Below are 24,868 nucleotides of genomic sequence, written 5' to 3' on the forward strand. Positions count from 1 at the left end.
CCAACGCCGCTGGTCAGACGGTCTCGTAGACCTTGACGCTCTCGCTCTCGACGGCCTGGGCCTTGCGGGCGCGCAGCCCGGTCGCCGAGATCGCCAGCCCGACGAGGGCCAGCACCAGCGAGACCACGATCGCCGAGCGCAGCGAGCCGATCGAGAGCGTCTCACCGCCGCCCGAGGTGAGCACGGCGGTGACCACGGCCAGCACGATCGCGCCGCCCACCTGGCCGGAGGTGTTGAGCAGCCCGGAGGCCAGGCCCTGCTCGTCGTCGTCCACGCCGGTGGTGGCCTGGATGTTCAGCGAGGGGAACGACAGCGCGAACGCGATGCCCATCAGGAGCATGCCCGGGATCACCATGCCGCCCAGGCTGGGGGTGCGGTCGATGCCGAGGAACATCGCGTACCCGCCGGCCAGCGCGGCGGAGCCGATGACGATCAGCTTGCCGGTGCCGAACCTGTCGGCGAAGTCGCCCATCTTGGTCGAGGTGAGCGCGACCAGCAGACCGGCGGGCAGGAACGCCAGGGCGGTGCCCAGGGCCGACCAGCCGAGGAGGTTCTGGAAGTACTGCATCGCCACGAACTGGAAGGCCACGTACGAGCCCATGAGGATGAGCAGCCCCAGGTTGGCGCGGACGATGTGGCCGGAGCGCAGGATGCCGAGGCGCACCAGTGGGTGCCGCATCCGCCGCTCGGTGAAGACGAACAGGCCGATCAGCACGGCCACCGCCACCAGCGAGCCGATGGTCTGCAGCGAGGTCCAGCCGGCCTCGGGCGCCTGCACGACCGTGAACACCAGCAGCAGCATGGAAGCGGTGATCAGCACGGCGCCGATCAGGTCGTGACCGCCTTCGGCCCGCTCGTCACGGCCGCGCAGCACCCGCGGCGCGACCAGCAGCGCGATCAGCGCCACGGGAACCGGCATCAGCAGCGTCCAGCGCCAGCCGATCTCGGTGAGCAGGCCGGACAGCACGAGGCCCAGCGAGTAGCCGCTGGCACCGGAGGCGGTGAAGATGCTCAACGCCTTGTTGCGCTCCGGCCCCTCAGGAAAAGTCGTCGTGATGATCGACAAGGCCGCGGGGGCGGTGAACGCGGCGGCCACACCCTTGACGAACCGGGCCGCGATCAGCAACCCGCCGTCGTCCACAATGCCACCAAGCAACGACGCCACGGCGAAGACACCCAAAGCGACCAGGAACACCCTGCGCCGCCCGAGCAGGTCGGCGGTCCTGCCCCCGAGCAACAGAAGACCGCCGTAGCCGAGCACGTAGCCGCTGACCACCCACTGCAGAGATGACGTACTAAGGCCCAGATCGTGCTGAATGGCAGGCAGGGCGACACCGACCATCGAGACGTCAAGGGCGTCAAGGAAGATCACTGCGCAGAGCACGGCGAGCGCGCCCCAACGGGATGAGGAAGAGGACATGGGACAGAACGATACATGCAGGCGCATCTAATGCAAACGCATTTAATGCCGTTGCATCAGTTTTAGCGAAGTGGTAACCTCCGCGACATGGACGAGGAGTTCGTGGTCGACACCTGGCATTACGTCCTGGCCAAGCACGCCAAGGCCATGTGCGCCCTGGAGCGCGAGCTGGGGGATCGACATGGGCTGGGGCCCAGCGAGTTCGAGGTGCTCGACCGGATCGTCCATCATGACCGCAAGCTGCGCATCCAGGAGCTCTGCGACGAGGTCCACCTGAGCCAGAGCGCCCTGTCCCGGGTGGTGGCCCGCCTGGAGAAGGCCGCGCTCGTGTCACGCGGGGTCTGCGACGCGGACCGGCGGGGTGTGTTCGTGTGCATCACGGACGAGGGCCGCGCCCGCCACGCCGAGGCCCTCCCCACACAGCGCGCCGTCCTCACGGAGATCTTCGCCGACGCCCCGGCCCTGGCCCGCTGACACCCGACGCCTTCTCCCCGGGAAGGACCTCATGGACGACCCCGCCGACCGTGGCCGGTGTCCTTCGGGGAGGGGTTGGATGCGCGGCGCGGCGCGCTACAGCGAGGCGGAGGCGGTGATGCGGTCGATGACCAGGGGGAGGTGTTCCTCGCCCGCCGAGCCCACCGCGTAGCCGCCCTCCAGCGCCTCCAGAGCGCGCTCGAACCGAGCCGTCTCGTCCGCGTGCAGCGTCATCAGCGACTGCCCCGCCCGCACCAGGTCCCCGGGCTTGGCGTGCAGGGTGATCCCGGCCCCGAACGACACCGGGTCCTCCTTGCGCGCCCGTCCGGCGCCCAGGCGCCAGGCGGCAAGGCCCACGGCGTACGCGTCCAGCCGGGTCACCACACCGGACGTGGGCGCCTCCACGGTCAGGGTCTCGGCCGCCCGGGGAAGGAGGGCGTCCGGATCGCCGCCCTGCGCCAGGATCATCCGCCGCCACGCGTCCATGGCCGACCCGTCGGCGAGGGCCTTGGCGGGGTCCTTGCCGGATGACACCCCGGCCGCCTCCAGCATCTCGCGCGCCAGCCGGACCGTCAGCTCCACCACGTCGGCGGGCCCGCCGCCGGCGAGCACCTCGACCGACTCCGCGACCTCCAGCGCGTTCCCCACGGCCAGGCCCAGCGGCCGGTCCATCGCGGTCAGCAGGGCCACGGTGCGCACCCCGGCGTCCGTCCCCAGGGCCACCATGGTCTCGGCCAGTTCCCGAGCCGTCTCCGGGGTCTTCATGAACGCCCCCGAGCCCACCTTCACGTCGAGGACGAGCGAGCCGGTGCCCTCGGCGATCTTCTTGGACATGATCGACGAGGCGATCAGCGGGATCGACTCTACGGTGCCGGTGACGTCACGCAGCGCGTACAGCTTCTTGTCGGCGGGGGCCAGCCCCGACCCGGCAGCGCACACGACCGCGCCCGCCGAGCGCAGGACCTGCAGCATCTCGCCGTTGGAGAGCGAGGCCCGCCAGCCGGGGATCGACTCGAGCTTGTCGAGCGTGCCGCCGGTGTGCCCGAGGCCGCGGCCCGAGAGCTGCGGCACGTACGCCCCGCACGCCGCCACCAGGGGCGCCAGCGGCAGCGTGATCTTGTCGCCGACACCGCCGGTCGAGTGCTTGTCGGCGGTGGGCCGGTCGAGCGCGGACCAGTCCATGCGCTCGCCCGAGCGGATCATGGCCTGCGTCCAGTCGGCGATCTCGCGGCGGTTCATGCCGTTCAGGAGGATGGCCATGGCCAGCGCGGACATCTGCTCGTCGGCCACGCCGCCGCGCGTGTAGGAGTCGATCACCCAGTCGATCTGGGCCGCGGTCAGCTCGCCGCCGTCACGCTTGGCGCGGATGACCTCGATCGCGTCCATTCAGGCGCTCCTGCTGAGGTCCTGGGGGCCGAACGCGTACGGCAGGATCTCCGCCATCCGCTTCGGCCCGTCCACGGTCTCGACCAGCAGGTCCTCGCCGCCGAACTCGTACAGCAGCTGGCGGCAGCGCCCGCACGGCATCAGCAGCTCACCGTGCCCGTCCACGCAGGTGAAGGCCACCAGCCGGCCGCCGCCCGTCGCCTGCAGCGCCGACACCAGGCCGCACTCGGCGCACAGGCCCACGCCGTAGGAGGCGTTCTCGACGTTGCAGCCCGTGACGATCCGCCCGTCGTCCACCAGCGCCGCCGCCCCCACGGGGAACTTCGAGTACGGCGCGTACGCGTTGTGCATGGCCTGCGTGGCCTCGAAACGCAGGCCGTCCCAGTTGATGGTGCTCAATGTTGTTCTCCCCGGCGGTAGCGCACGCCGTCGGCCTTGGGCATTCGCAGTCGCTGCGAAGCCACCAGGAGCACGAGCAGCGTGAGCACGTGTGGTGTCATGTAGACGAACTCGTTCGGCAGCTGGTCGACGGTCAGCCAGAGCCAGAAGAGCACGACCATGCCCGCGGCGGCGGCCGCCATCAGCGTATATTCCCTGGCGCTCCTGGCCGCCAGCTCGGCGGGCCGGTCGGGCGACAACATCCGGCGGACCCTGATGATCAGATAGATGAGCAGCAGCACGGCGCCGAACAGGAAGACCGTGGTGATCGCCCCGGTGCTGCGCAGCTGGAGCCCGCTGGCGTAGCCGAACAGCGAGGAGCCGATGGCGAGCCCGCCCGGGCGCCAGTTACCGAAGATCATGGCGGCCAGGCCGATGAAACCGCGCCCCTGCGTCTGGCCCTCGACGTACTTGGAGGAGACGAAGACCAGGAACACGCCGCCGAGCCCGGCGAACGCGCCGGAGACGACGACCGCGAGGTACTTGATCCGGTAGACGTTCACGCCCAGCGACTCGGCCGCCCACGGGTTCTCGCCCACCGAGCGCAGGCGCAACCCGAACGGGGTGTGCCAGAGCACGAAGAACGTCAGGGGCAGCAGCAGGACCGCCAGGATGACCAGCACGTTCACTTCGTGCGTGAGCCCGCGCAGGATGCCCGCCAGGTCCGAGAGGAGGAACCAGTGAGTCCCTTCCAGCTTGCCCAGGAGGTCCGGCCCGTCGGAGAGCAGCGGCAGGCTGGGCGTCGGCGCGGGCGAGGTGATCGCCGGTGAGCCGGTGAAGCCCGCGCCCGCGTCCGCCGCGGCGGTGCCGTCCTTGTAGAACACCTCGGACAGGAAGCGGGTGATGCCGGGGCCGAGCAGGTTGATCGCGACGCCGCTGATGATGTGGTCGACGCCGAACGTCACGGTCGCGATGGCGTGGATGAGGCCGCCGAGCGCGCCGCCGAGCAGCCCGGCCAGCAGCGCGGCCCAGGCGCCCCACTGGTATCCGGCCCAGCCGGCGAACCAGGTGCCGAGCACCATCATGCCTTCGAGGCCGATGTTGACCACGCCGGCCCGCTCGGCCCACAGGCCGCCGAGGCCGGCCAGGCCGATCGGCACCGCGAGCAGCAGGGCGGCGGCGAACGTGCCGGACGAGGTGATGTCGTTCTGGCCGGACGCGACGCGTACCAGGGACATCAGCAGGATGAGCGCGGCGACTCCGATGAGCGCCAGGTGGTACTTGCTTAGCCTGGTCATGCTGCCACCTCAACCGGGGTCTTGCTGCTGAGCTGCTGGGCGGCCCGGCGCTCCTCGAGTCTGAGCGCGAGGCGGGTCGTCACCTCGTTGGCCACGACGACCAGCAGGACGGTGACGCCCTGGATGATCGTGATGACGGACGGCGGGACGTTCGCGATCTGCAGGGGGCCCTGCGCCCGGTCGAGAAAGGCGAACAGCAACGCGGCGACCGCGATGCCGACGGGCTTGTTCCTGCCGAGCAGCGCCACCGCGATGCCGAGGAAGCCCAGACCGGCGGTGAAGTTGGAGTTGAACGCGCCCTTGTCGCCGAGGATCTCGGGCAGGCCGATGAGCCCGGCGATCGCGCCGGACAGCACCATCGCCGCGATGACCATGGTCTTGGGGTTCACGCCGGAGGCGAGCGCGGCCGGGCCGTTGAGGCCGCTGGCCTTGACGTTGAAGCCGAACCTGGTCCGCTCCAGCACCACCCAGATCACCACGCCGAGCACGATCGCCACGATCAGGAAGCCCCACAGGCCGCCGCCGCGCGTGGGCGGAAGCAGGCCGAACCCCTCGAACAGGAAGTTCAGGTTGGGGAACATGGCCGACTCGGGCAGCTGCGGCGTGGTCGTGGTGAGCTGGCCCGCGGCGCGCTGACCCGCGAAGGGGCCGCGTACGAGGTAGGACGCGATGTTGATCGCGACGTAGTTCAGCATGATCGTGGCGATGACCTCGTTCACGCCCCTGGTCACCTTCATGACCGCGGGGATCAGCGCGTAGAGGCCGCCGACGGCCGCGGCGACCACGATGATCACCGCGATCTGGATCGGGGCGGGCGCCTCGAACGTCGAGCCCACGTACGCGGCGACGATGGCCGCGAGCCGGTACTGGCCCTCCACGCCGATGTTGAAGAGGTTCATGCGGAAGCCGACGGCCACCGCGAGACCGGCGATGAACAGGGGAACGGCCCGGTTGAGGAAGGCCGCGATGCCGTTGGAGACGGCCCGCGGGGTCGCGCCGAAGTCGAAGAAGGCGGCGAACGCGTCGAGCGGGCTGGCGCCCGCCGCGGTGATCGCCACGCTGGAGATCGCGACCGCGAGGACGATGGCGACGACGGCGCCCGCCACGGTGAGCAGCGCCCGGTTGAGCCCGGCGGGCATCACGTCTCCTCAGTGCCGGCGATGGCGCCGGTCATGTAGCCGCCCAGCCGGTCGGGCGTGATGTCGGAAGGGTCGAGCGCGGCCACGAGCCGCCCGCGGTAGATCACCTGGAGCGTGTCGGACAGGCCGATCAGCTCGTCGAGGTCGGCGGAGATGAGCAGCACGGCCAGCCCGGCGGCCCTGGCGTTGCGCAGGTGGTCCCAGATGGCGGCCTGCGCGCCGACGTCCACGCCTCTGGTGGGGTGAGCGGCGATGAGGAACCTCGGCTCGCCGCTCATCTCGCGGCCCACGATCAGCTTCTGCTGGTTGCCGCCCGACAGGGCCAGGGCCAGCGTGTCGACGCCGGGCGTGCGTACGTCGTAGTCCTTGACGATGCGCTCGGTGTCGGCCTTCGAGGCCCGCCGGTTGATCCAGATGCCGCTGCGCGCGGGCTTCCTGGTCTGGTGGCCGAGCACGCGGTTCTCCCACAGCGAGGCCTCCAGCAGCAGGCCCTGCCGGTGCCGGTCCTCCGGGATGTAGCCGATGCCGGACTCTCTGCGCTTGAGCGTGGACCATTGGCTGATGTCCTGGCCGTCCAGCTCGATGCTGCCGTGCGCGGGCCGGATGCCCATGATCGCCTCGATCAGCTCGGACTGGCCGTTGCCCTCGACACCGGCGATGCCGAGGATCTCGCCCCGGTGGATCTCGAACGACACGTCGTCGAGGAGCAGCCGTTTGCCTTCTTCGCGCAGCTTGGCCGGGTCGGCGGCGGCGTGGTAGCCGTCGGCCTCCATCGTGACCTGGGCGACCCGCAGCGTCACGACGTCGGTCACCGTGGACTCGCGGGTCTCGGGCGTGGGCAGCTCGCTGCCGACCATCAGCTCGGCGAGCTGGCGCGCCGTGACCTCGCGGGGGTCCACGCTCGCGACCGTGGTGCCGCGCCGGATCACGGTGATCGCGTCGGCGATGCCGAGCACCTCGTCGAGCTTGTGGGAGATGAAGATGACGGTCAGGCCGTCGGCCTTGAGCTCGCGCAGGTTCTGGAAGAGCTCCTCGACCTCCTGCGGCACGAGCACGGCCGTCGGCTCGTCGAGGATGAGGATGCGCGCGCCTCGGTAGAGGACCTTGAGGATCTCGACGCGCTGGCGGTCGCCGACGCCGAGGTCCTCCACGAGCTTGTCGGGGTCGACCCGCAGGCCGTGGCTCTCGGCCAGCTCGGTTATGCGTCTCCGGGCGGAGGCCGTGTCGAGCATGCCGACCTTCTTCGGCTCGGCCCCGAGGATGACGTTCTCCAGCACGGTGAGGTTGTCGGCCAGCATGAAGTGCTGGTGGACCATGCCGATGCCGACGCCGATGGCGTCGCTCGGCGTACGGAAACTGACCTCGGCGCCGTTGATCCTGATGGTGCCCTCGTCCGGCTTCTGCATGCCGTACAGGATCTTCATCAGCGTTGACTTGCCCGCGCCGTTCTCCCCGACGATGGCGTGCACCGTCCCTGGTTCGACGGTGATGCGGATGTCGTGGTTCGCGACGACACCGGGGAAACGCTTGGTGATGCCCTCCAGCTCTACAGCGGGTTTCGCCGTGGCCAGGGTGTCAGCACTCATTTCGCCTCTCCTAGCGGGGGGCGGGGGATAGACAGAAGGCCCGAAGTGGGGACTCCGGGCCCTCAGCTGTCACTCCTACCCCGATTACGGCTTCGACGGAACCGTGATTTTGCCGTCGACGATGTCCTTCTTGGCCGCGTCGAGCTTGTCCTTGATGTCGTCGATCTCGCCACCGGTGGTGGACAGGCCCACGCCGTCGACCTTGAGGTCGTACGTGATGTTGGAGCCGCCCTTGGCGCCGCCCTGGAAGGCCTTGATGAACTCGAACACGCCGACGTCGACGCGCTTGAGCATCGAGGTCATGATGACGCCCTGCAGGTCGGCCTCCTTGACCGTCTGGCGCTGGTCGGAGTCGACGCCGATGGCCTTCTTCTTGGCCGCGGCCGCCGCCTGGAACACGCCCAGGCCGGAGTCGCCGGAGGCGTGGTAGACGATGTCGGCGCCGTCCTGGTACATCTTCTCGGCCGCGACCTTGCCCTTGTCGGGGGCCTTGAAGCCGGAGAAGTCACCGTCGGGGGTGAGGTACTTGATGTCGATCTTGGCGTCCGGCTTGACCGACTTCACGCCGGCCACGAAGCCCGCCTCGAACTTCTTGATCAGGTCGTTCTCGACGCCGCCGACGAAGCCCACGTGGTTGGACTTGGACTTGGTGGCCGCCGCGACGCCCGCCAGGTAGGAGCCCTGCTCCTCGGCGAACAGCAGGCCGGTCACGTTGGGCCCGTTGGAGGCGGAGTCGACCACCGCGAACTGGATGTCGGGGTACTCGGCCGCCGTCTTCTTGATGTCGTCGCCGTACGCGAAGCCGACGCCGATGATCGGGTTGTAACCCGCGTCGGCGAGCTGGCGCAGCAGGTCGCCACGGTTGGAGCCGTCGGCCGCCGGGCTCAGCTCCTTGATGTCCGCGCTGAGGTCCGTCTTGGCCTTCTCCAGACCGGCGTAGGCCGCGTCGTTGAAGGACTTGTCGCCCCGGCCGCCGACGTCGAACGCCAGTCCCACCTTGAGCGCGCCCTTCGACGCCTCGCTGCTCGCACCGGCACTGCTGGGCGCCTCGCTGGCCGTGGTACCCCCACCACTGCCGCCGCAGGCCGCCGCGGCCATGAGCATGACCCCGGCCACGGAGCCGATCGCCATCCTGCTGAATCGCTTGCCGAGCAAGGCGACTCCCTTCCATTTCCCCGTCGTCCTCGCCGCTGTCAGGCCCAAAAGAACGTACGGCACCTGCACGGAAGATAGTTGCTTGACCAGGGCGAACCAAACCAGCGCACAGGGTCGCAACCGCTCCGTTATCGACATCACTCGCGTCCGTGACCTGAAGGACGAATCGGGAGCAATCCGTGACACACGGAAGGTTTTGCCCAACTTTGACCCCTTGTGCCGGCGCGGATCATGACGGAGATTCCGACAGACGGTGGAAACCTGATCTCGGAGCCCCGTATGCACCCTTGGAAGGTCCTGACAGTGCCGCTGGCCACACTGCTCGTCGTGGCCCTGAGTGGAAACACGCCCGCGACGGCCGACGTACCGGCCGTCAAGATCGAGAACAACGCCACCCAGCCCGTCTTCTCCCGCGCGGACGCCGTCAAGCAGACGGTGTTCGTCGAGGTCGAGGGCACCGACAGCGACAACGACGGCAAGCCCGACCGGGTCGCCGTCGACATCCTGCGCCCGAAGGAGACCGACCAGGGGCTGAAGGTCCCGGTCATCATGGAGGCCAGCCCGTACTACGCCGGCGGCAACGACGTTCCCAACCACCCCGTGGACGTGGACGCGAACGGCAACCCGCTGCCCACCCTCGCCGCCGCCAGGAACAAGCTGGCCGCCGAGCCCTTCGACGGCTACTACGACAACTATTTCCTGCCCCGCGGGTACGCCATCGCGCTGGTGGAGAACCTCGGCAGCGGCCGCGCCACCGGCTGCCCCACCTCCGGCGACCGCAACGAGACGGCCGGCCCGAAGGCCGCGATCGACTGGCTGAACGGCCGCGCCAAGGGCTTCGACGCCACCGGCAACGCGGTCGAGGCCACCTGGTCGACGGGCAAGGTCGGCATGATCGGCGTCTCGTACAACGGCACGCTGCCCAACGCGGTCGCCACGACCGGCGTCGAGGGCCTGAAGACGATCGTGCCGATCGCCTCGATCTCCAGCTGGTACGACTACTACCGCGCCAACGGCGGCGTGCTGGCGCCCGGCGGCTTCCAGGGCGAGGACCTGGACGTGCTCGCCAAGTACGTGCTGACCAGGCAGGACGGCCAGGCCGCCTGCGGCGCCCTGATCGACGGGATCACCACGGCCCAGGACCGGATCACCGGCGACTACAGCCCGATGTGGGACGCCCGCAACTACCTGAACGACGTCGGCAAGGTCAAGGCCAGCGTCTTCCTCGTGCACGGGCTCAACGACTGGAACGTCAAGACCAAGCAGTTCGCCCAGTGGTGGTACGCCCTGGCCAAGCGGCACGTCCCGCGCAAGATCTGGCTGCACCAGGGCACCCACATGAACCCCTTCAACCTGCGCACGGTCGAGTGGCTGCGCCAGCTGCACGGCTGGTTCGACTACTGGCTGTACGGGATCGACTCGGGCATCATGCGCGAGCCGCAGGCCGACGTGGAGATCGCGCCCGGCCAGTGGGCCCAGCACGCCTCATGGCCGCTGCCCGGCGCGGCCACGGTGCCGCTCTGGACGGGCTCGGGCTCGAAGCTGGGCCTGCTGCCCAGCCCGCGCTCCGCCAGGGAGTCGTTCGTGGACCAGAAGTCCAGGACGGCCGAGCAGCTGGTGGAGGCCACGGGCTCCGATCCGAACCGGCTGGCGTACGTGACCGGCGACCTGCCCGCCGACGTGCGGATCTCCGGCACCCCGACGGTGTCGGTGCGGGCCTCGCTGAAGGACGGCTCCTCGCCGTACCTGACGGCCCTGCTGGTGGACTACGGCACGGACGTGCGCGCGAACGGCTCCCTGGTCTCGACCGGCCAGTCCTACTGCTACGGCGAGGGCGTCCCGGGTGACACGGGCTGCACGACGCTCAGGACGCTCGGCACCGCCACCACCCCGTACAAGATCGTCACCAGGGGCTGGCTGGACGTCCGCAACCGGCACCGCGCGGACCGGACCGAGGCCCTGCGCCCGGGCAAGGAGTACACGTTCACGTGGGACTTCCAGCCGACGGACTACCTGTTCAAGAAGGGTCACCGGCTGGGCCTCGTGATCATCTCGACCGACGTCGACTACACCCTGCGGTACCCGCCGGGCACGAAGATCACGGTCTCGCCCGGGCAGTCGTCGCTGCGACTGCCCGTGGTCTTCGGCAAGCTGCTTTAGGGACTAGGCCATCGCGGTGGTGGTGACCGTGTCGAGCGGGCCGACCTCCCACAGCGCGGTCAGCGCCGTGGCGGCCATGACACGCACGCCCATCGCGATCGCCTTCTCGTCGACGTCGAAGGTGCCCTGGTGGATGTCGTACGTCACGCCGTCGGGCGAGCGCGTGCCCAGGCGGGCGAACGCGCCGGGGATCGACTCGAGGTACCAGGCGAAGTCCTCGCCGCCGAGTGACTGCTGGGTCGGGACCACCGCGCCCGCGCCCAGCACGCGCTCGGCGGCCTCGGCCAGCATCTCGACGCTGACCTCGTCGTTGACGACCGGCGGCACGCCGCGCGTGTAGTCCATCTCGGCCTCCACCCCGTAGGCGCCGGCCACCGACTCCAGCAGCGACTTGATCAGGTCGGGGGCGGCGTGCCAGGCGCCCTCGTCGAGGCAGCGGACCGTCCCGGCGGCCAGGCCGTCGTCGGGGATCGCGTTGGCCGCCGTGCCGGCCTCGACCTTGCCCCAGACCAGGCTCAGCGAGGAGCGCGGGTCGACCCGGCGCGACAGGGCGGCGGGCAGCTCGGTGAGGATCTTGGCCAGGGCGAAGACCAGGTCGGCGGTCAGGTGGGGGCGGGCGGTGTGCCCACCGGGGCCCGACACCCTGACGACCAGCTTGTCGCAGGCCGAGGTGATCGGGCCGGCCTTGAGCCCGACCTGGCCGACGTCCACGCGCGGGTCGCAGTGGAGGCCGAAGATGCGGTCGACGCCGCTGATGCCGCCCTGGGCCATGACCTCGAGCGCGCCGCCGGGCAGCTCCTCGGCGGGCTGGAAGATCAGCCGCACCCGGCCGGGCAGCAGGCCGGCGGCGGCCTGCTGGGCGAGGAAGAGCGAGGTGCCGAGCAGGACCGTGGTGTGCACGTCATGGCCGCACGCGTGGCAGACACCGGCCACGGTGGAGCGGTAGGACACGTCCTTCTCGTCCTGCAGCGGCAGCGCGTCGATGTCGGCGCGCAGCGCGACGGTCGGGCCGTCCCCGCTTCCCACGTCGCAGATCAGCCCGGTGCCGCGCGGGAGCACCGAGGGGGTCAACCCGGCGGCGGTGAGCCGCTCGGCGATCCGCTGCGTCGTGCGATATTCCGCGAAGGCCAACTCAGGGTGCATGTGCAGGTCGCGGCGGAACGCCACGAGATCCTGCTCGGTCTCCGCCAGGAACGCGTCGAGTTCCCCCCGAAGCTCACGTCCCCGCATATGTCACCGTCCCGTCCATGCCGCGCGCACCAATATGTCTGACCACCGCGGCTCATCCGCTGTGAAAGCTCGTCATCCCGCCGTGGCCTCCCGGTCGAGCGGCACACTCGGCGGATCAAAAAACACACCCATTGGATAAGGGTGCGCGAGATCGTCAGCATGGGCTTTGCGTTCGTCAGTCGCGAGCGCCGCTGCAGCCCGGGAGCACAGCGGTCGGCCGTGAGCCCGATGGCGATGCTTCGACTTTATCGCCCCGGCGCAAGTTCGCGGTGACAGATACTCCAAAAGTTCCTGTGAGCATGTCCGTAACCCCAGGTGGTCACGGTCCGTGAACGTTCAGGTGATCCGGAAATGGTCACAAGGGATCAGTAGATCATGACCCGATGCTGCCAGTTCAAACGTGGTCAGCGATTCCGAATCCTGTCACCTTCTGTCATGGTCATCACACTTCAGCGATGGCTGCATTTGAGAAGAATGCGTGTTTCACTCGCAATATGATCACTAATATCCCGTTCGGGGAGAAGTATGCTGGGTTGAGCATCTTCAAGCCGAGCGAGGGGACCCTGGTGGTCGTACCCTCGCTCTCCCTTCCTCAGGATGAGCTCCGCCGGATCACAGGGGCCAGATCCTACGAGGAGCGGCTGCTGTTCCTGCTGCTCGCGCTCCGCGAGCCCGGGGTCAAGGTGGTCTACCTCTCCTCCGCGCCCATCGATCCCGACATCATCGACTACTACTTCGCGTTCCTGCCGGATCCGGATGACGCGGCCAAACGGCTCACGCTGATCAGCCTCGACGACCCTTGGTCTCAGCCGCTGACCAAGGCCCTGCTCGCCCGCCCGGACGCGCTGGAACACGTGCGCGCGGCCATCGAGGGCGACGCCTGGCTGGTGCCGTTCGTCCTGAGCGAGCTCGAGGAGGAGCTCGCCTCGTTACTCAACGTCCCCCTCTACGGACCGGCCACCGCCCTGGCCTATTACGGCTCCAAGAGCGGGGCGCGCGAGGTCGGCCACGAGGCGGGCGTGCCGATGGCGCGGGGTTTCGGCGACGTCCGGCACGTGCTGGAGATCGAGGAGGCGATCGAGGCCCTGCCGGGCGAGCGGGTGATCGTCAAGCTGAACGACAGCTACTCCGGCCTCGGCAACGCGATCGTCACCAAGGCCGACCGGTCGCTGACCAGCTTCTCGGCCTCCGGGGAGACCTGGGCCAATTTCACCGCGAAGATCAGGGACCGGGGGGCGGTGGTCGAGGAGTTCATCGAGCACCGGCCGCTGTACTACCCGAGCGCGCTGGCCTGCATCACGCCGGGCGGCACCGCGCAGGTCCTGGCCACGCACGACCAGATCCTCGGCGGGCCCAACGGCCACGTCTACCAGGGCTGCACGTTCCCCGCGGCGCTCGAGTACCGGGCCGAGGTGGGCTCGTCCGCCGAGCGGATCGCCCAGGTGCTGGCCGATCGGGGCGTGGTGGGGATATTCGGCATGGACTTCTTCGCGCTGAAGGCCGACGCCGGGTACGCGGCGCTGCTGTGCGAGATCAATCTGCGGATCGGCGGCACCACGCATCCGTTCGGCGCCGCCGTGCTGACGACCGGGGCCACGTACGATCCGGCCACCGGCCTCCTCATGTCCGGAAATCAGCCGAAGTTCTACACCGCGACCGACAATTGCTCATCGACCTGCCTGCGCGGGCGCAGCCCCGGCGAGGTCGTGCGCATGGCCGATCGGCTCGGGATCGGGTTCGACGCGGAACGGCGTACCGGCAACGTCTTCCACCTGCTCGGCGCCGTGCCCGAGCACGGGAAGCTGGGCTTCACCACGATCGGCGACTCCCGCGAGGAGGCGGACGAGCTGCACGCCCTCACCCGGCGTCTCCTGTGCGGCCCGTGACCCCCTTCTCGCGACTCCCGCGCAACCCCCGCCAGCCGATGATCCCCAGCACGATGGCGAGGATGATGTTCACCGCGATCAGGATTCCGTGCACCACGTAGAAGCTGGTCGGGTGCCCGTCGGCCAAGTTAAACCCGAGGTTCACCCACTCGAAAATCATGAATGCGCCGAGGATGATGAGGAATCCGGCGATCTTTCGTGACATGAGCGCCTCTCTAGTATCGAAGGTGGATCAACGGGGGATGTGTCGCCACATGGGCATTCACTCGAAGCTACGCTGAGACCGCCATGTGGACGAAACTCGTGCCGGTCACGGCACTCATCGCCTCGGTCTCGCTCACCGGCGGGACCGCATATGCCGCGCCGACGACACCGGTCGGGGGTGAGGCGCTGGGCAGCCGCGGCCTGGTGACGCCCGAGGGCGTCAAGGAACCGCCCAAAACCCAGGCTACGTCGTACGTCGTCGCGGACGCGGACACGGGTGAGGTGCTCGCGGCCAAGGACCCTCACGGGCGCTACCTGCCGGCCAGCACGCTCAAGACGCTGACCGCGCTCACGCTCATTCCCAAGCTCGACAAGGACCGCAGGATCCGGCCCAGCGAGAACGCCTGCAACCAGGAGGGCACGGCGGTCGGCCTGTCGGTCAAGGCGACGTACAAGATCGACGACCTGTTCAGGGCGCTGATGATGTCGTCGGGGAACGACGCGGCCATGGCCCTGGCCGAGACGAACGGCGGCGTCGCCAAGACCATGAGCGACATGAACGCCACGGCCAAGCGGCTGCAGGCGTACGACACCGTGGCCAAGACGCCCAGCGGGCTGGACAAGCCGGGGCAGAGCAGCTCGGCGTACGATCTGGCGCTGATCGCCCGCGCCGGCCTCGCCAATCCCGCTTTCCGCGGATATATCAGTACGAAGACGTCCAAGTTCCCCGCGCCCAAGGGCTACTACGAGATCAGCAACCACAACAAGCTGCTCTGGCGCTACAAGGGCATGATCGGCATCAAGAACGGCTGGACCTCGAAGGCCCTGGGCAGCTTCGTCGGCGCGGCCACCCGCGACGGGCACACGATCGTCGTGAGCATCATGCGGCACGAGGGGTACTTCTGGGAGGAGGTGGCCAAACTGCTCGACTGGGGTTTCTCGGTCAGGGGCAAGGTCCAGCCGGTCGGCCGGCTCGTCGACCCGCTCCCGGCGGTCCAGGCCGCCCCACGCTCCTCCGCCCCGCCGGCCTCCAAGGTCACGCCCGCGGCCCAGCCGCCACTGCTCGACACGGCCGCCTCCAAGCAGACCGACTCCACGAAGACGATCGGATCCGTGGTGATCGGCGGAGGGCTGCTGTTCGGGCTGGTCTGGCTCGGGTTCGGCATCCGCCGCCGGCGCGGCCGCTCAGGCTCCTGAGGTGCCCTCGCGCACGGCCCAGCCGTCCGGGTTCCAGGACGGGACCGGGGTCGGAGAAGGCGGCGGGCAGCGGCCGGCGGTGGCCGTCCAGGCGGCGACGTAGAGCACGAGCCTGGCCGAGAAGTTGATCCAGACGAGCAGCCCGACGATGACGGCGAACGTCCCGTAGATCGGGTTGCTCAGCGTCTGCCCGAGCAGCAGCGTCGCCGCCTGCTTGAGCACCCCGAACCCGATCGCGCCCAGCAGCGCCCCCCTGGCGATCAGCCGGAACGGCCGGGTCGGCCGGTCCACCCACCCGAGCAGGATCAGGAACAGCAGCCAGTCGGCCCCCACGCTCGCCACCACACCCGCGAGCCGCAGCCCCCAGGTGGCCAGCTCCGACTCGCTCCCGAAGACGAAGTGCATGACCTTGTCCGTGGCCGTGGTGGCGAACCCGGCGACCAGCACGGACGCGATCATCGTGACCCCGATCAGGAGGATCGAGGCAAGGTCGCGCAGCTTGCCGACGAGGAAGCTGAGCGGCGGCGCGGTGGTCATCGACATCTCGCGCAGGGCCCCGCGCAGCGCGTCCAGCGCGCCGAGCCCGGCGTAGAGCAGACCGAGCAGACCGATGACCCCGGCCGTCTGCCTGGCCGTGGCGATGGCGTCGAGGTTGAGCTGGGTGGCGATGCCGGGCAGCCGCTCGACGATCGCCTTCTCCAGCGCGTCCCTGGTGGCCTCGCTGGTCGCCACCGCGAACCCGAGCACCGCGTACGAGAGCGCCACGAGCGGGAAGAACGACAGGAACGCGTAGTAGGTGACGGCGCCCGCCAGCGTGTCGCCGGACTGGTGCTGGTAACGCCGCACCGCCCTGATCGCGTGGTCCAACGCCGGACGCCGTTCCCGCCAGCGTGTCACCTTGCGGCGGCCCCGGGCCTTGACCGCCTCGATCCGCTTCATCACGCTCGCCATGACGCGCCTCCTGGGGACCCACTACCCCGGCGCCGGGGCGACGATCAGGGGTTCGCCACCATATCCGCCGATTCGATCAGTGTGGAGAGGACCGCCGCCACGTCGTGGTGGAGCAGCCGCCCGTCACGCTTGACCACCCGGCCCCCGACCAGCACGGTGTCCACGGCGCTGGTGTCGGCGTTGAGCACGACGGCGCCGATCGGGTCGTGCGCCGCTGCCATGCCGAACGTGTCCGTACGCAGCAGCACGAGGTCGGCCTGCTTGCCCGGCCGCAGCGAGCCGATGACGTCGGCGAGGCCCAGCACCTGGGCGCCCTCGATGGTGGCCATGCGCAGCGCGTCACGGGTGGTGAAGTCCATCCCGGCGCCGTCGGGGCGGCCGCGTTCGAGCAGGTGGACCGCCCGCATCAGGCTGAACAGGTCCCCCGGCGCGCAGACCACGGTGTCCGCGCCGAGGCCCGTCGGGATCCCCGCCGCCCTCAGCCGGCCGGTGGCGGGGTAGCCGAGGCCCAGGTTCATCTCGTCCACGGGGGCGAGCGAGGCGGTGCCGCCGGCGGCCGCGATGCGCCGGAGCGCCTCGTCGGTGTAGTGCAGCGCGTGCACGAAGGTCGTGGGGGTGGCCAGGAGGCCGTTCGCCTCCAGGAACGCGAGCCCTCGCTCGGCGCTCTCCGGGCCGTGGCCGCCCAGGTGCGCGGTGACGGGTAGACCGAGCTCGGCCGCCACGCGCCACTCCTCGAGCGAGCGCTCCTCCCCCACGATCTCCGGGCCGAGCGCCGCGACCACCATCGTGACCAGCCCGGACGAGCAGAAGAGCGAGTCGTGGACCCGCCGGGTCTCCTTGGTCAGCTCGTCGGAATCGCCGCCGTAGCAGTAGCCGAACACGGCCCGGATGCCCGACTCGCCCAGCCCTCGTACGGCCGCTTCGGTGTGCTCCGGGCTGAACTGGACGTGTGACCAGTCGAGCAGCGTGGTGATGCCCGCGTCCAGGCACTCCAGCGCGCCCGCGAGGTTGCCCGCGTAGACGTCCTGGGGGCGGTGGCGGGGTGCGAGCTCGGTGAGGACCCGCCGCAGGTAGGTGTCGAACGTGATGTCGGTCGCGACGGCCCTGATGCCCGCCTGCCAGGTGTGGCGGTGGGTGTCGACGAAGCCGGGGAGCACGATCCGCCCGGTCGCGTCGATCACCTCCGCACCCGGGACGTCCGGCAGGCCGGGGCCCACCTCGGCGATGAGGCCGTCCTCGATCCGCACGTCCACCCGACCCAGCACGACGGGCTCGGGCTCGGTGTCCACGACGACGCCGTTCCTGATCAAGATCGTATATGTCATGACCGAAAGCTTAATGAGAAGCTTTCTAGAAAGCAATATTGTGACAGGTATCCTCGATGGCGTGACACACGATGAGGTCGACGCGCTGGTCCCCCGCTGGAAGGACGCGGGCCTGTCGCCGTCGCTCATCGCCGCCCTGGAGCTCAGCAAGCGGACGGCGCGGCTCCATCTGCTGTTCGATCAGGTGATCAAGGCCGAGCTGGCCGAGCTGGGGCTGACGTATGCCGAGTTCGACGTGCTGGCCGCGCTCAGCCGGGCGCCGGCGTACCGGATGAAGCCGAGCGAGCTGTCGAAGGCGCTGTTCCTGACGTCGGGCGGGATCAGCAACGTGCTGCAGCGGCTGGCGGCTGCGGGATACGTCGAGCGCGAGGCCGACGCGGGCGACGCGCGCAGCCGCTGGGTGCAGCTCACCGATGAGGGGCAGCGCGTGGCGGAGGCCGCGCTGGTAGCCTCGGGGCGGGCGACCGAGGAGGTGGCGGGCGGGATCCCGGACGAGGTCGTGCGCGAGGCGGCCGACGCGCTGCGCGAGGTCCTCTCCCGCCTCGGCCGCCGCCGCTTCCGCTGACCCCCGCTCAGGACGTGCTCGCGCGCCACCCGTGGCGGGCCGCCCAGCCGGCGATCGCGGCGGCGATGGCCTCCGGCTGGTCCTCGGAGGCGTGGTGGCCGGCCGGGCCGCAGTGCTCGACCTCCAGGGCGGCCATGTTCGCGGCGCACCAGGCGGCCGCCTCGGGCCCGATCAGCAGCGTCGGGGAGGAGTCGAAGGTCAGCAGCAGCTTGGGCACGTCGGAGCTGGCCCCGAGCCACTTCCCGTAACCCTCGACCCGCTCGGCCACGTCGGCGGGCTCGCCGTCCAGCGGCAGGGACCGCGCCCACTCCAGCAGCGGCCGCCTGCTCTCCCTGGTGGGGTACGGCGCCCGGTACGGCTCCTTCTCCTCCTCGCTCAGGCTCGTCAGCACGCCGCCCGAGAACGCCGTCTCCACGAGGAAGTTCTGGTCGAGCGCCAGCGCCTCCCCCTGGGCGCTCCGCAGCATCTCGGCGCGGGCACGCGGGGCCTCGCCCAGGTCGCTCCAGCTCATCGTTCGGACGATGCTCTCCATGAACGCCACCCCCCGGACCCGCTCCGGGTGACGGGCGGCCCAGTCGAACGCGAGCGCGCCACCCCAGTCGTGCCCGACGAGCACCACCTCCTCCAGCCCGAGCGCCTCGAACCACGCGTCGAGGTAGCGGGCGTGGTCGCCGAACCGGTAGGGAATGTCCGGCTTCCCCGAGCGCCCCATGCCGATGAGGTCGGGGGCGAGCAGGCGGCCGTCCAGCCCCCGCAACACCTTCCGCCACGCATGGGACGAGGCCGGGTTCCCGTGCAGGAACACGAAGGGCAGGCCGGAGCCGCCGGAGTCCTCGAAGTACATGGTCGAGTCGAGCACGTCGATCGTCGGCATGACGGTTCTCATTTCGTAAGTGCGACTAACGTTTATGACACTAACGAACGTACATCGTTAGTGCCACTAACGCAAGGGACTATGATCGGGAGCATGACGGACGACCTCAGGGCCACCCCCGCAGCGCTCCGGCTCCTGCCCAGCCGGACGCTGTCGCTGGTCGCGATGCACGCCGACCGGCTGGTCAACGAGGGCCTGGCCGCCGTCGACGCCCGCAAGTGGCACTACGCGGCGCTCGTCGCGCTCCGCGAGGCGGGCCCGGTGAGCCAGGCCGAGCTGAGCAGGCGCACCGGCATCTACCGCAGCGACATGGTCGCCGTCATCAACGAGCTCGCGGAGCGCGGCTTCGTCGAGCGCGCCCCCGACCCCGCCGACCGCCGCCGCAACGTCATCACCCTCACCCCCGAGGGGATCCAGCAGGTACGACGGCTGCACACGCTCATCGCGAGCCTTCAGGACGAGCTGTTCGCCCCTTTGAGCCAACCGGAACGCGAGCAGTTGTCAGGTCTGCTGACCCGCCTCCTGGAGCATCACGCGCGCTCCGGCAGCTCCTCTGAGCAGGGCTGAATCCAGGACAGGCGATCTCCTGGAGCCCTAGCCTGTGGGATGTCGGGACCCACCCAGGAGGCCGCACGTCCATGTCCGAAATAGCCACCGGGCAGATGATCAGGCTCCAGCGCGAGCGAAGGGGCATGAGCACCACCGCGCTGGCGACCCAGTCCGGCTGCACCCCCAGGCACATCGAGCTGATCGAGCACGGCAAACGAACCCCCTCGCTCCCCCTGCTGCGGGAGATCGCCAAAGTGCTGGGCGTACGCACCGCCGTGCTCTTGGGGGAGACCCCGCGCGACTCGCACGAGCCCAGCCGCCCGCAGATCAGCGACATCGAGCGGGCGTTGTTCACGTGGCGCTCGCTGGAGCCCGACATCGAGCCGCCCGACGCCGAACAGCTCTCCGAACGGGTGGCGGCGGCCCGCAGCGCCTGGTTCACCTCGGCGCACCGCTACTCGATCCTGATGGCGTCCCTGCCGTCCCTGATCTCCGACGCCGAGAACCTCGCGCTCGCGGACACGCCGCAGGCCCACCGCGTCGCGTCCGACGCGTACATGCTGGCCAGGGGCGTGCTCAAGCACCTGCGGCGGGTCGATCTCGCGCATCTGGTGGCGGACCGGGCCATGCGGTTCGCGGAGGAGTCGGGAGATCCGCTGATCCGGGCGTGGGCGTACTGGAGCCTGGGGCAGTCGATGTTGTCGGACGACATGCACCAGATCGCGTACGACATCGGCCGGCGCGGCATCGAGATGCTGGAACCCCACGTCGCCGACGGCGACGACCGCCACGTCAAGGCGCTCGGCGCGCTGCACCTGCTGACCGCGATCGGCGCGGCGCGTGCGGGCGACGACGACGAGGCCAGGGAGATCGTCCGCGGGCCCGCGGCGCGGCTCGCGCAGCGCGTCGAGGACGGGGCCGACGTCTACGACCTGGCCTTCTTCGGGCCGACCAACGTCGCCATCCACATGGCCAGCATCGAGAACGACCTGGGGCGGCCGGAGGCGGTGCTGCAGATCGCCGACGACATCGACCTGCGGCACACGCCGTCCATCGAGCGGCGCGCCACCCACCTCAGCCAGGTCGCCCGCGCCTGCGAGGACGTGGGCGACGACGCCGCCAGCCTGCTCCACCTCCTGCGGATCGAGCGCGAATGCCCGGAGGAGCTGGATCACAAGCTGCTGCTGAGGGAGATGGTGCGGTCCCTGGCGCGGCGCGCACGGCCGTCGTGGGCGCCGGAGGTCCGCTACCTGGCCGAGCGCCACGGCATCGCGAACTGAGAGTTCGGGCCGGATGAACGGGGAGTTCTGCGGCCGGAGTTCGTCACGGAGCGGGGTTTGGGTGACACGCTGTGTTCATGACCACAGCGCCGAGTGCCGAGTTCGTCATGGAACGACTGCTTCAGGAGGCAACACGGGAGTTCCCCGGGTGGTCGTTCCAGCGGGATCGTTCCGGCTGGACCGCCACCCACGGGGACACCCGCCTCACCCGCCCCAGCCTGGCGGCCCTGCGCGCCCTGCTCCGGCTCCACCGCAGCACCCGCCGGGGCTGACCGAGCCATCGCGGCGGCCCGCCGGGGCCTCGCACTCGCCGGGACCTTCCGCGACTCCTGAGCCTCAGTGGCCGGCCTGGTCGAGCACCTTGGCGGCGAAGGCGTCGATGACGGTGGCGACCTCACCGGGAGCCTTGACGTGGGCGGCGTGCCCCTGCCCGCGCATCACCACACGCTCCACCCGCGGCATCACCCGCTCCAGCGCGTCGAGCCGCTCCCCGAGATGCGCAGGACTGCGATCACCGCCGAGCAGCACGGTGGGCACCTCGATCCCCGAGTAGGCGTCGAGCCGCACGCCGAGCGAGTCCATGCCCACGTTGTCCTCGATCTGCGACGGAACGAGCGCCCGCATCCTCGGCACCACCGTCACGAACACCCCGGCCAGTAACGCCACCCACGCGGGAACCCGCACGGAGCGCCGCAGGAAAACCCTCAACGCCTTCCCCGGCCGACCGGCCGCGATCGCCGCCCGAGCCCGCGCGTGCACCTCACCGTGCGGCCCGCCGAGCGGCGCCCCGATCACGGTGGGCGGCTCGTACAGGACCGCCCCCGCGAACGCCGACGGGTCGGCCACCAGGGCCTCCAGCGCGATCACGGCACCCGAGGAATGCCCGACGAGCACCATCGGCCCGCCACCCAGCGCCGCCACCACGGCCAGGACGTGCTCGACCTCCTCAGCGACCGTGCAGGAGGCGCCGTCGAGATCGAGCCGGTACCGCCGCCGGTGCAGCCGCACGACCCGATGGCGCGCGGCGAGCTCCGCGGCCACCTCCCGCCAGGACGAGCCGTCGTCGAGGCCAGGATGGAGAACGAGAACGATCGGCCCCTGCCCCTCGTCGGCGGCCCGCGCCTCGGTCCCGTCGGCCGTCATCACCTTGATCATCAGCCACCCCCTTAGCATCGCTAAGGCAAATTTAGCACCGCTAAGGCCGCACGGCTACCGGGTGCCGTATCGCCTCGCTGTCGTGGGCCTTGCCTGGTGCCGGCGGATGGCCTCACCTACCGGCCGCGACCGGCTCGGCGTCGGGGCTGGCAGCCGGTGCGGCGGCGCTGCGCAGTGGGACCTGGCGGATGAACAGGGCCAGGATGACGCCGACGGCGGTCACCGCCGCGCCCCAGGTGAACAGGGTGGTGATGCCGTCGGTGACGGCTTGCTGGAACAGGTGCCGGGCCGCTTCGGGCAGGGCACGCAGCGCTTGCGGGGTCATCGAGACGGCGGAGGCGGCCACGCCCTGCCCGGCCGGCCCGGCGGCTGCCAGGGAGTCGGCCAGTTGGCTGGTGTAGACGGCGCCGAGCAGGGAGACGCCGAGTGAGCTGCCCATGTTGCGCAGGAAGGTCGACACCCCGGTGCCTGCTCCCATGTCGCGCAGGTCGAGGCTGTTCTGGGCGATGAGGGTGCTGGTCTGCATCAGCGCGCCCATGCCGGCGCCCAGGACCACCATGTAGAGGGCCGTCATCGTGGTGGTGGTGTCGAGGCCCACGGTGGCGAACAGTGCCAGGCCGGCGGTGACGAGGATGGAGCCGATGATGGGCAGCGATTTGTAGTGCCCGGTCTTGCTGATCAGTGAGCCACCGGCCAGGCTGACGATCATCGCGGCGATCATCATGGGCATGAGCAGCAGGCCGCTGTTGGTGGCCGAGGAGCCCTGGACGAACTGCTGGAACTGCGGCAGGAAGCCCGTGGCGCCGAACATGGCGAAACCCGAGATGAAGGCGACGGCGCCGGCGAGGGAGAAGTTGCGGCTCTTGAAGACCCGCAGCGGCATGATCGGCTCGGCTGCCCGCCGCTGGACGATCACGAAGGCGACGAACCCGGCCAGTGCCAGCGCCGCCAGGCCAAGGATCTGCGGCGAGCTCCAGTCATACTGGGTGCCGCCCCAGCTGGTGATGAGCACCAGCGCGGTGATCCACACTGTCAGCAGCGCGGTGCCCCACCAGTCGATCACGGCCTTGCCGGCGCCCTTGGGCAGCTTGGCCAGGGTGATCCAGCACAGGACCAGGGTGACGGCGCCGAGCGGCAGGTTGACGTAGAAGGCCCAGCGCCAGCTCAGGTTGTCGGTGATGAAGCCGCCGATGAGCGGGCCACCGATCATCGCCACCGGCATGGCGGCCATCATCACGCCCTGGTACTTGCTGCGGTCCCGCGGCGGGATCATCTCACCGATGATCGACAGCACGCCGACCATCAGGCCGCCCGCTCCCAGGCCCTGCAGCGCGCGGAAGCCGATCAGCTGCGCCATGTCCTGTGACATCCCGCACAAGACCGAGCCGAGCAGGAAGAGCGCCACGGCGGCGACGAAGACGATGCGCCGGCCGTACAGGTCGCCGAGCTTGCCCCAGATCGGCGTGGCCACGGTGGAGGCCAGGACGTAGCCGGTGGTCACCCACGCCAGGTGGTTCAGGCCGCCCAGATCACCGACGATGGTCGGCAGCGCAGGGGCGACGATCATGTTGTCCAGCATCGCCAGCATCATGGCGATGACCAGGCCGCTCATGGTCACGAGGATCTGGCGATGGCTGAACCCCAGTCCGGCCTGCTGCCCCGCCACCGGGGGACTCGTCGCGCCGTCTCCTGCCATCATTGCGCTCCCATCGATGCAATAGAACTTACCGGTCGGTCGGCAAGCTTACTTGCTAACCGGCCGGTAAGCAATTGCACGACTGTCCCCCTCGCCGGCATCTGACGCGACGCTGAGGTCATTGCCCGCCGAGGTCGCCCATCCGGGCCCGCATGTCGGCCGTGGTGTTCTCGTGCGGGAACGGCTCGTCGGGAACCGGGAGGTCGAGTGCGGCGCACAGGGGCTGCCAGCCGTCGGCCGGCTGCCACTCCAGCAGCCGGTGCGCCGGCACGGTGGCGCGGACCTCAGCGAGGTGCCGCTCGTAGGCCGCGATGACCTTGTCGCGGTCGTGGGGGTCGCCGAACGCGCCGCCGAACAGGGCCCGGATCATCTCCTCCATGGCGCGGGCCTGCTCGGGAGTGCCGCCGGCGCGCATCGGCGGCCGCGCGCCGGCGAAGTCGCCGCGCGTCAGGCGGCGCGCCCCTTCCAGCACCGTCCGGTCCATGCTCTGGTACCAGCGCTCGGCACTTTCCCGCCGGGACAGCAGCACCAGCGCGTCCGGGAACTCGGCGGACAGTTCCCGCCAGAACCACGACACCGGCCAGTCCACCCCGGCGGCGTGTCCTGCGAGGAATCGCTGCCAGTCAGGCATGACACCCGCGCAGGCGTCGCGCCAGACCGCGGCGTCGTCCGGCCGTCCGAACAGGTCCTGCATGTGGTAGCAGGGCGCCCCGAGCAGCCGTTCCAGCGCCGCCTTCAGCGACGTCGTCCCCGTACGCGGAAATCCCGCTCCCACAACTCGCAAACTCATGCCAGCCCTTCCTTCCTCGATCCCGGCGATCCCAGGCCAGGTCATCGAACTCCCAAGCTCCGCCCCGGAGGTGATTGCCTACCGGCCGGTTAGCAAGCTACTTGCTGACCGGCCGGTAAGCAAGTGGGTGTAGACTCTCCGGAGAGCTGAGCCTGGGAGCAAGAAGAGCG

23 protein-coding genes are annotated in these 24,868 nt (G+C 69.9%); 8 read left to right on the top strand and 15 right to left on the bottom strand.

From position 1 onward, the window contains the following. Positions 1-13: 13 nt before the first annotated feature. Positions 14-1,420, bottom strand: coding sequence for an MFS transporter (locus tag AB0L65_RS11415; protein ID WP_364243376.1), 1,407 nt, complete (start codon positions 1,418-1,420; stop codon positions 14-16). 87 nt (positions 1,421-1,507) lie between these two features. Between AB0L65_RS11415 and AB0L65_RS11420 the strand changes: the two genes are divergently transcribed. Continuing rightward, positions 1,508-1,894 (top strand): MarR family transcriptional regulator, encoded by a 387-nt coding sequence (locus tag AB0L65_RS11420; protein ID WP_355378320.1) that lies wholly within the window; start codon positions 1,508-1,510, stop codon positions 1,892-1,894. A 96-nt stretch (positions 1,895-1,990) separates the two neighbouring features. Here AB0L65_RS11420 and AB0L65_RS11425 read toward each other — a convergent pair whose 3' ends face one another. The 6 genes from AB0L65_RS11425 to AB0L65_RS11450 all read right to left on the bottom strand — a co-directional run bounded on the left by AB0L65_RS11425 (position 1,991) and on the right by AB0L65_RS11450 (position 8,836). Then, positions 1,991-3,280 carry a thymidine phosphorylase gene (locus tag AB0L65_RS11425; protein WP_364243379.1) on the bottom strand — a complete coding sequence of 430 codons (1,290 nt, stop codon included), beginning with the start codon at positions 3,278-3,280 and terminating at the stop codon, positions 1,991-1,993. Further along, the gene (locus AB0L65_RS11430; protein WP_350731303.1) at positions 3,281-3,679 is read right to left on the bottom strand and encodes a cytidine deaminase; all 399 of its coding nucleotides are present in this window, start codon (positions 3,677-3,679) and stop codon (positions 3,281-3,283) included. It lies immediately after the preceding gene. Beyond that, positions 3,676-4,956 (bottom strand): ABC transporter permease, encoded by a 1,281-nt coding sequence (locus AB0L65_RS11435; protein ID WP_364243383.1) that lies wholly within the window; start codon positions 4,954-4,956, stop codon positions 3,676-3,678. Before AB0L65_RS11435 ends, AB0L65_RS11430 begins: the two co-directional genes overlap by 4 nt. Then, positions 4,953-6,095, bottom strand: coding sequence for an ABC transporter permease (locus AB0L65_RS11440; RefSeq protein ID WP_364243386.1), 1,143 nt, complete (start codon positions 6,093-6,095; stop codon positions 4,953-4,955). The genes AB0L65_RS11435 and AB0L65_RS11440 overlap by 4 nt, the downstream gene beginning before the upstream one ends. After that, positions 6,095-7,681 carry an ABC transporter ATP-binding protein gene (locus tag AB0L65_RS11445; protein WP_364243389.1) on the bottom strand — a complete coding sequence of 529 codons (1,587 nt, stop codon included), beginning with the start codon at positions 7,679-7,681 and terminating at the stop codon, positions 6,095-6,097. Before AB0L65_RS11445 ends, AB0L65_RS11440 begins: the two co-directional genes overlap by 1 nt. A gap of 84 nt (positions 7,682-7,765) precedes the next feature. Then, positions 7,766-8,836 carry a BMP family ABC transporter substrate-binding protein gene (locus AB0L65_RS11450; protein ID WP_364243393.1) on the bottom strand — a complete coding sequence of 357 codons (1,071 nt, stop codon included), beginning with the start codon at positions 8,834-8,836 and terminating at the stop codon, positions 7,766-7,768. A gap of 279 nt (positions 8,837-9,115) precedes the next feature. Between AB0L65_RS11450 and AB0L65_RS11455 the strand changes: the two genes are divergently transcribed. After that, on the top strand, positions 9,116-10,996 hold the full coding sequence (locus AB0L65_RS11455; RefSeq protein WP_364243396.1) for a Xaa-Pro dipeptidyl-peptidase: 1,881 nt from the start codon (positions 9,116-9,118) through the stop codon (positions 10,994-10,996). 3 nt (positions 10,997-10,999) lie between these two features. Here AB0L65_RS11455 and AB0L65_RS11460 read toward each other — a convergent pair whose 3' ends face one another. After that, positions 11,000-12,226 carry a M20 family metallopeptidase gene (locus AB0L65_RS11460; RefSeq protein ID WP_350731293.1) on the bottom strand — a complete coding sequence of 409 codons (1,227 nt, stop codon included), beginning with the start codon at positions 12,224-12,226 and terminating at the stop codon, positions 11,000-11,002. Positions 12,227-12,759: 533 nt separating this feature from the next. On the opposite strand from AB0L65_RS11460, the gene AB0L65_RS11465 reads away from it, so the two are divergent. Continuing rightward, complete coding sequence (locus tag AB0L65_RS11465; RefSeq protein ID WP_364243399.1) at positions 12,760-14,112, top strand: peptide ligase PGM1-related protein; 1,353 nt, start codon at positions 12,760-12,762, stop codon at positions 14,110-14,112. On the opposite strand, the gene AB0L65_RS11470 is transcribed toward AB0L65_RS11465, so the two are convergent. Beyond that, positions 14,084-14,317 (bottom strand): SCO4848 family membrane protein, encoded by a 234-nt coding sequence (locus AB0L65_RS11470; RefSeq protein ID WP_350731290.1) that lies wholly within the window; start codon positions 14,315-14,317, stop codon positions 14,084-14,086. The two genes, AB0L65_RS11465 and AB0L65_RS11470, sit on opposite strands and share 29 nt — an antisense overlap. Positions 14,318-14,400: 83 nt before the next feature. Between AB0L65_RS11470 and AB0L65_RS11475 the strand changes: the two genes are divergently transcribed. After that, positions 14,401-15,513, top strand: a complete 1,113-nt coding sequence (locus tag AB0L65_RS11475; protein ID WP_364243402.1) for a D-alanyl-D-alanine carboxypeptidase — start codon at positions 14,401-14,403, stop codon at positions 15,511-15,513. Here the strand turns inward: AB0L65_RS11475 and AB0L65_RS11480 are convergent. Then, on the bottom strand, positions 15,502-16,464 hold the full coding sequence (locus AB0L65_RS11480) for a YihY/virulence factor BrkB family protein (protein WP_364243405.1): 963 nt from the start codon (positions 16,462-16,464) through the stop codon (positions 15,502-15,504). The two genes, AB0L65_RS11475 and AB0L65_RS11480, sit on opposite strands and share 12 nt — an antisense overlap. A 44-nt stretch (positions 16,465-16,508) precedes the next feature. Then, positions 16,509-17,789: an amidohydrolase family protein gene (locus tag AB0L65_RS11485; RefSeq protein WP_364243408.1), complete on the bottom strand. Its 1,281-nt coding sequence runs from the start codon at positions 17,787-17,789 to the stop codon at positions 16,509-16,511. A 61-nt stretch (positions 17,790-17,850) separates the two neighbouring features. Between AB0L65_RS11485 and AB0L65_RS11490 the strand changes: the two genes are divergently transcribed. After that, entirely contained in the window at positions 17,851-18,354 is a 504-nt protein-coding gene (locus AB0L65_RS11490) for a MarR family transcriptional regulator (protein ID WP_364243410.1), read from the top strand. Positions 18,355-18,361: 7 nt separating this feature from the next. Here the strand turns inward: AB0L65_RS11490 and AB0L65_RS11495 are convergent, their stop codons facing one another. Then, the gene (locus AB0L65_RS11495; RefSeq protein WP_364243412.1) at positions 18,362-19,240 is read right to left on the bottom strand and encodes a haloalkane dehalogenase; all 879 of its coding nucleotides are present in this window, start codon (positions 19,238-19,240) and stop codon (positions 18,362-18,364) included. Between the two features lie 81 nt (positions 19,241-19,321). Between AB0L65_RS11495 and AB0L65_RS11500 the strand changes: the two genes are divergently transcribed. The 3 genes from AB0L65_RS11500 (at position 19,322) to AB0L65_RS11510 (ending at position 21,329) form a co-directional block, all read left to right on the top strand. After that, on the top strand, positions 19,322-19,795 hold the full coding sequence (locus AB0L65_RS11500) for a MarR family transcriptional regulator (RefSeq protein WP_364243414.1): 474 nt from the start codon (positions 19,322-19,324) through the stop codon (positions 19,793-19,795). Positions 19,796-19,866: 71 nt separating this feature from the next. Then, entirely contained in the window at positions 19,867-21,057 is a 1,191-nt protein-coding gene (locus AB0L65_RS11505) for a helix-turn-helix transcriptional regulator (protein WP_364243417.1), read from the top strand. 77 nt (positions 21,058-21,134) lie between these two features. Beyond that, a complete protein-coding gene (locus tag AB0L65_RS11510) occupies positions 21,135-21,329 on the top strand; it encodes a hypothetical protein (protein WP_363962315.1) in 195 nt (64 codons plus the stop codon). Positions 21,330-21,393: 64 nt separating this feature from the next. On the opposite strand, the gene AB0L65_RS11515 is transcribed toward AB0L65_RS11510, so the two are convergent. The 3 genes from AB0L65_RS11515 to AB0L65_RS11525 form a co-directional block, all read right to left on the bottom strand. Further along, the gene (locus tag AB0L65_RS11515; RefSeq protein ID WP_364243420.1) at positions 21,394-22,212 is read right to left on the bottom strand and encodes an alpha/beta hydrolase; all 819 of its coding nucleotides are present in this window, start codon (positions 22,210-22,212) and stop codon (positions 21,394-21,396) included. Between the two features lie 112 nt (positions 22,213-22,324). After that, entirely contained in the window at positions 22,325-23,911 is a 1,587-nt protein-coding gene (locus AB0L65_RS11520) for an MDR family MFS transporter (RefSeq protein ID WP_364243423.1), read from the bottom strand. Positions 23,912-24,026: 115 nt separating this feature from the next. Then, complete coding sequence (locus AB0L65_RS11525; RefSeq protein ID WP_364243425.1) at positions 24,027-24,698, bottom strand: sulfotransferase family protein; 672 nt, start codon at positions 24,696-24,698, stop codon at positions 24,027-24,029. Between the last annotated feature and the right edge of the window lie 170 nt (positions 24,699-24,868).

This window comes from Nonomuraea sp. NPDC052116 (genome assembly GCF_040680035.1).
Classification (GTDB): Bacteria; Actinomycetota; Actinomycetes; order Streptosporangiales; family Streptosporangiaceae; genus Nonomuraea; species Nonomuraea angiospora_A.

Excerpts from the sequence above, each read along its gene's own strand:
- AB0L65_RS11455 (WP_364243396.1), top strand. The coding sequence starts at position 9,116 with ATGCACCCTTGGAAGGTCCTGACAGTGCCGCTGGCCACACTGCTCGTC.
- AB0L65_RS11480 (WP_364243405.1), bottom strand. The coding sequence starts at position 16,464 with ATGGCGAGCGTGATGAAGCGGATCGAGGCGGTCAAGGCCCGGGGCCGC.
- AB0L65_RS11445 (WP_364243389.1), bottom strand. The coding sequence starts at position 7,681 with ATGAGTGCTGACACCCTGGCCACGGCGAAACCCGCTGTAGAGCTGGAG.
- AB0L65_RS11495 (WP_364243412.1), bottom strand. The coding sequence starts at position 19,240 with ATGAGAACCGTCATGCCGACGATCGACGTGCTCGACTCGACCATGTAC.
- AB0L65_RS11475 (WP_364243402.1), top strand. The coding sequence starts at position 14,401 with ATGTGGACGAAACTCGTGCCGGTCACGGCACTCATCGCCTCGGTCTCG.
- AB0L65_RS11435 (WP_364243383.1), bottom strand. The coding sequence starts at position 4,956 with ATGACCAGGCTAAGCAAGTACCACCTGGCGCTCATCGGAGTCGCCGCG.
- AB0L65_RS11420 (WP_355378320.1), top strand. The coding sequence starts at position 1,508 with ATGGACGAGGAGTTCGTGGTCGACACCTGGCATTACGTCCTGGCCAAG.
- AB0L65_RS11440 (WP_364243386.1), bottom strand. The coding sequence starts at position 6,095 with ATGCCCGCCGGGCTCAACCGGGCGCTGCTCACCGTGGCGGGCGCCGTC.
- AB0L65_RS11470 (WP_350731290.1), bottom strand. The coding sequence starts at position 14,317 with ATGTCACGAAAGATCGCCGGATTCCTCATCATCCTCGGCGCATTCATG.
- AB0L65_RS11510 (WP_363962315.1), top strand. The coding sequence starts at position 21,135 with ATGACCACAGCGCCGAGTGCCGAGTTCGTCATGGAACGACTGCTTCAG.
- AB0L65_RS11425 (WP_364243379.1), bottom strand. The coding sequence starts at position 3,280 with ATGGACGCGATCGAGGTCATCCGCGCCAAGCGTGACGGCGGCGAGCTG.
- AB0L65_RS11500 (WP_364243414.1), top strand. The coding sequence starts at position 19,322 with ATGACGGACGACCTCAGGGCCACCCCCGCAGCGCTCCGGCTCCTGCCC.
- AB0L65_RS11415 (WP_364243376.1), bottom strand. The coding sequence starts at position 1,420 with ATGTCCTCTTCCTCATCCCGTTGGGGCGCGCTCGCCGTGCTCTGCGCA.
- AB0L65_RS11515 (WP_364243420.1), bottom strand. The coding sequence starts at position 22,212 with ATGATCAAGGTGATGACGGCCGACGGGACCGAGGCGCGGGCCGCCGAC.
- AB0L65_RS11505 (WP_364243417.1), top strand. The coding sequence starts at position 19,867 with ATGTCCGAAATAGCCACCGGGCAGATGATCAGGCTCCAGCGCGAGCGA.
- AB0L65_RS11520 (WP_364243423.1), bottom strand. The coding sequence starts at position 23,911 with ATGATGGCAGGAGACGGCGCGACGAGTCCCCCGGTGGCGGGGCAGCAG.
- AB0L65_RS11525 (WP_364243425.1), bottom strand. The coding sequence starts at position 24,698 with ATGAGTTTGCGAGTTGTGGGAGCGGGATTTCCGCGTACGGGGACGACG.
- AB0L65_RS11485 (WP_364243408.1), bottom strand. The coding sequence starts at position 17,789 with ATGACATATACGATCTTGATCAGGAACGGCGTCGTCGTGGACACCGAG.
- AB0L65_RS11460 (WP_350731293.1), bottom strand. The coding sequence starts at position 12,226 with ATGCGGGGACGTGAGCTTCGGGGGGAACTCGACGCGTTCCTGGCGGAG.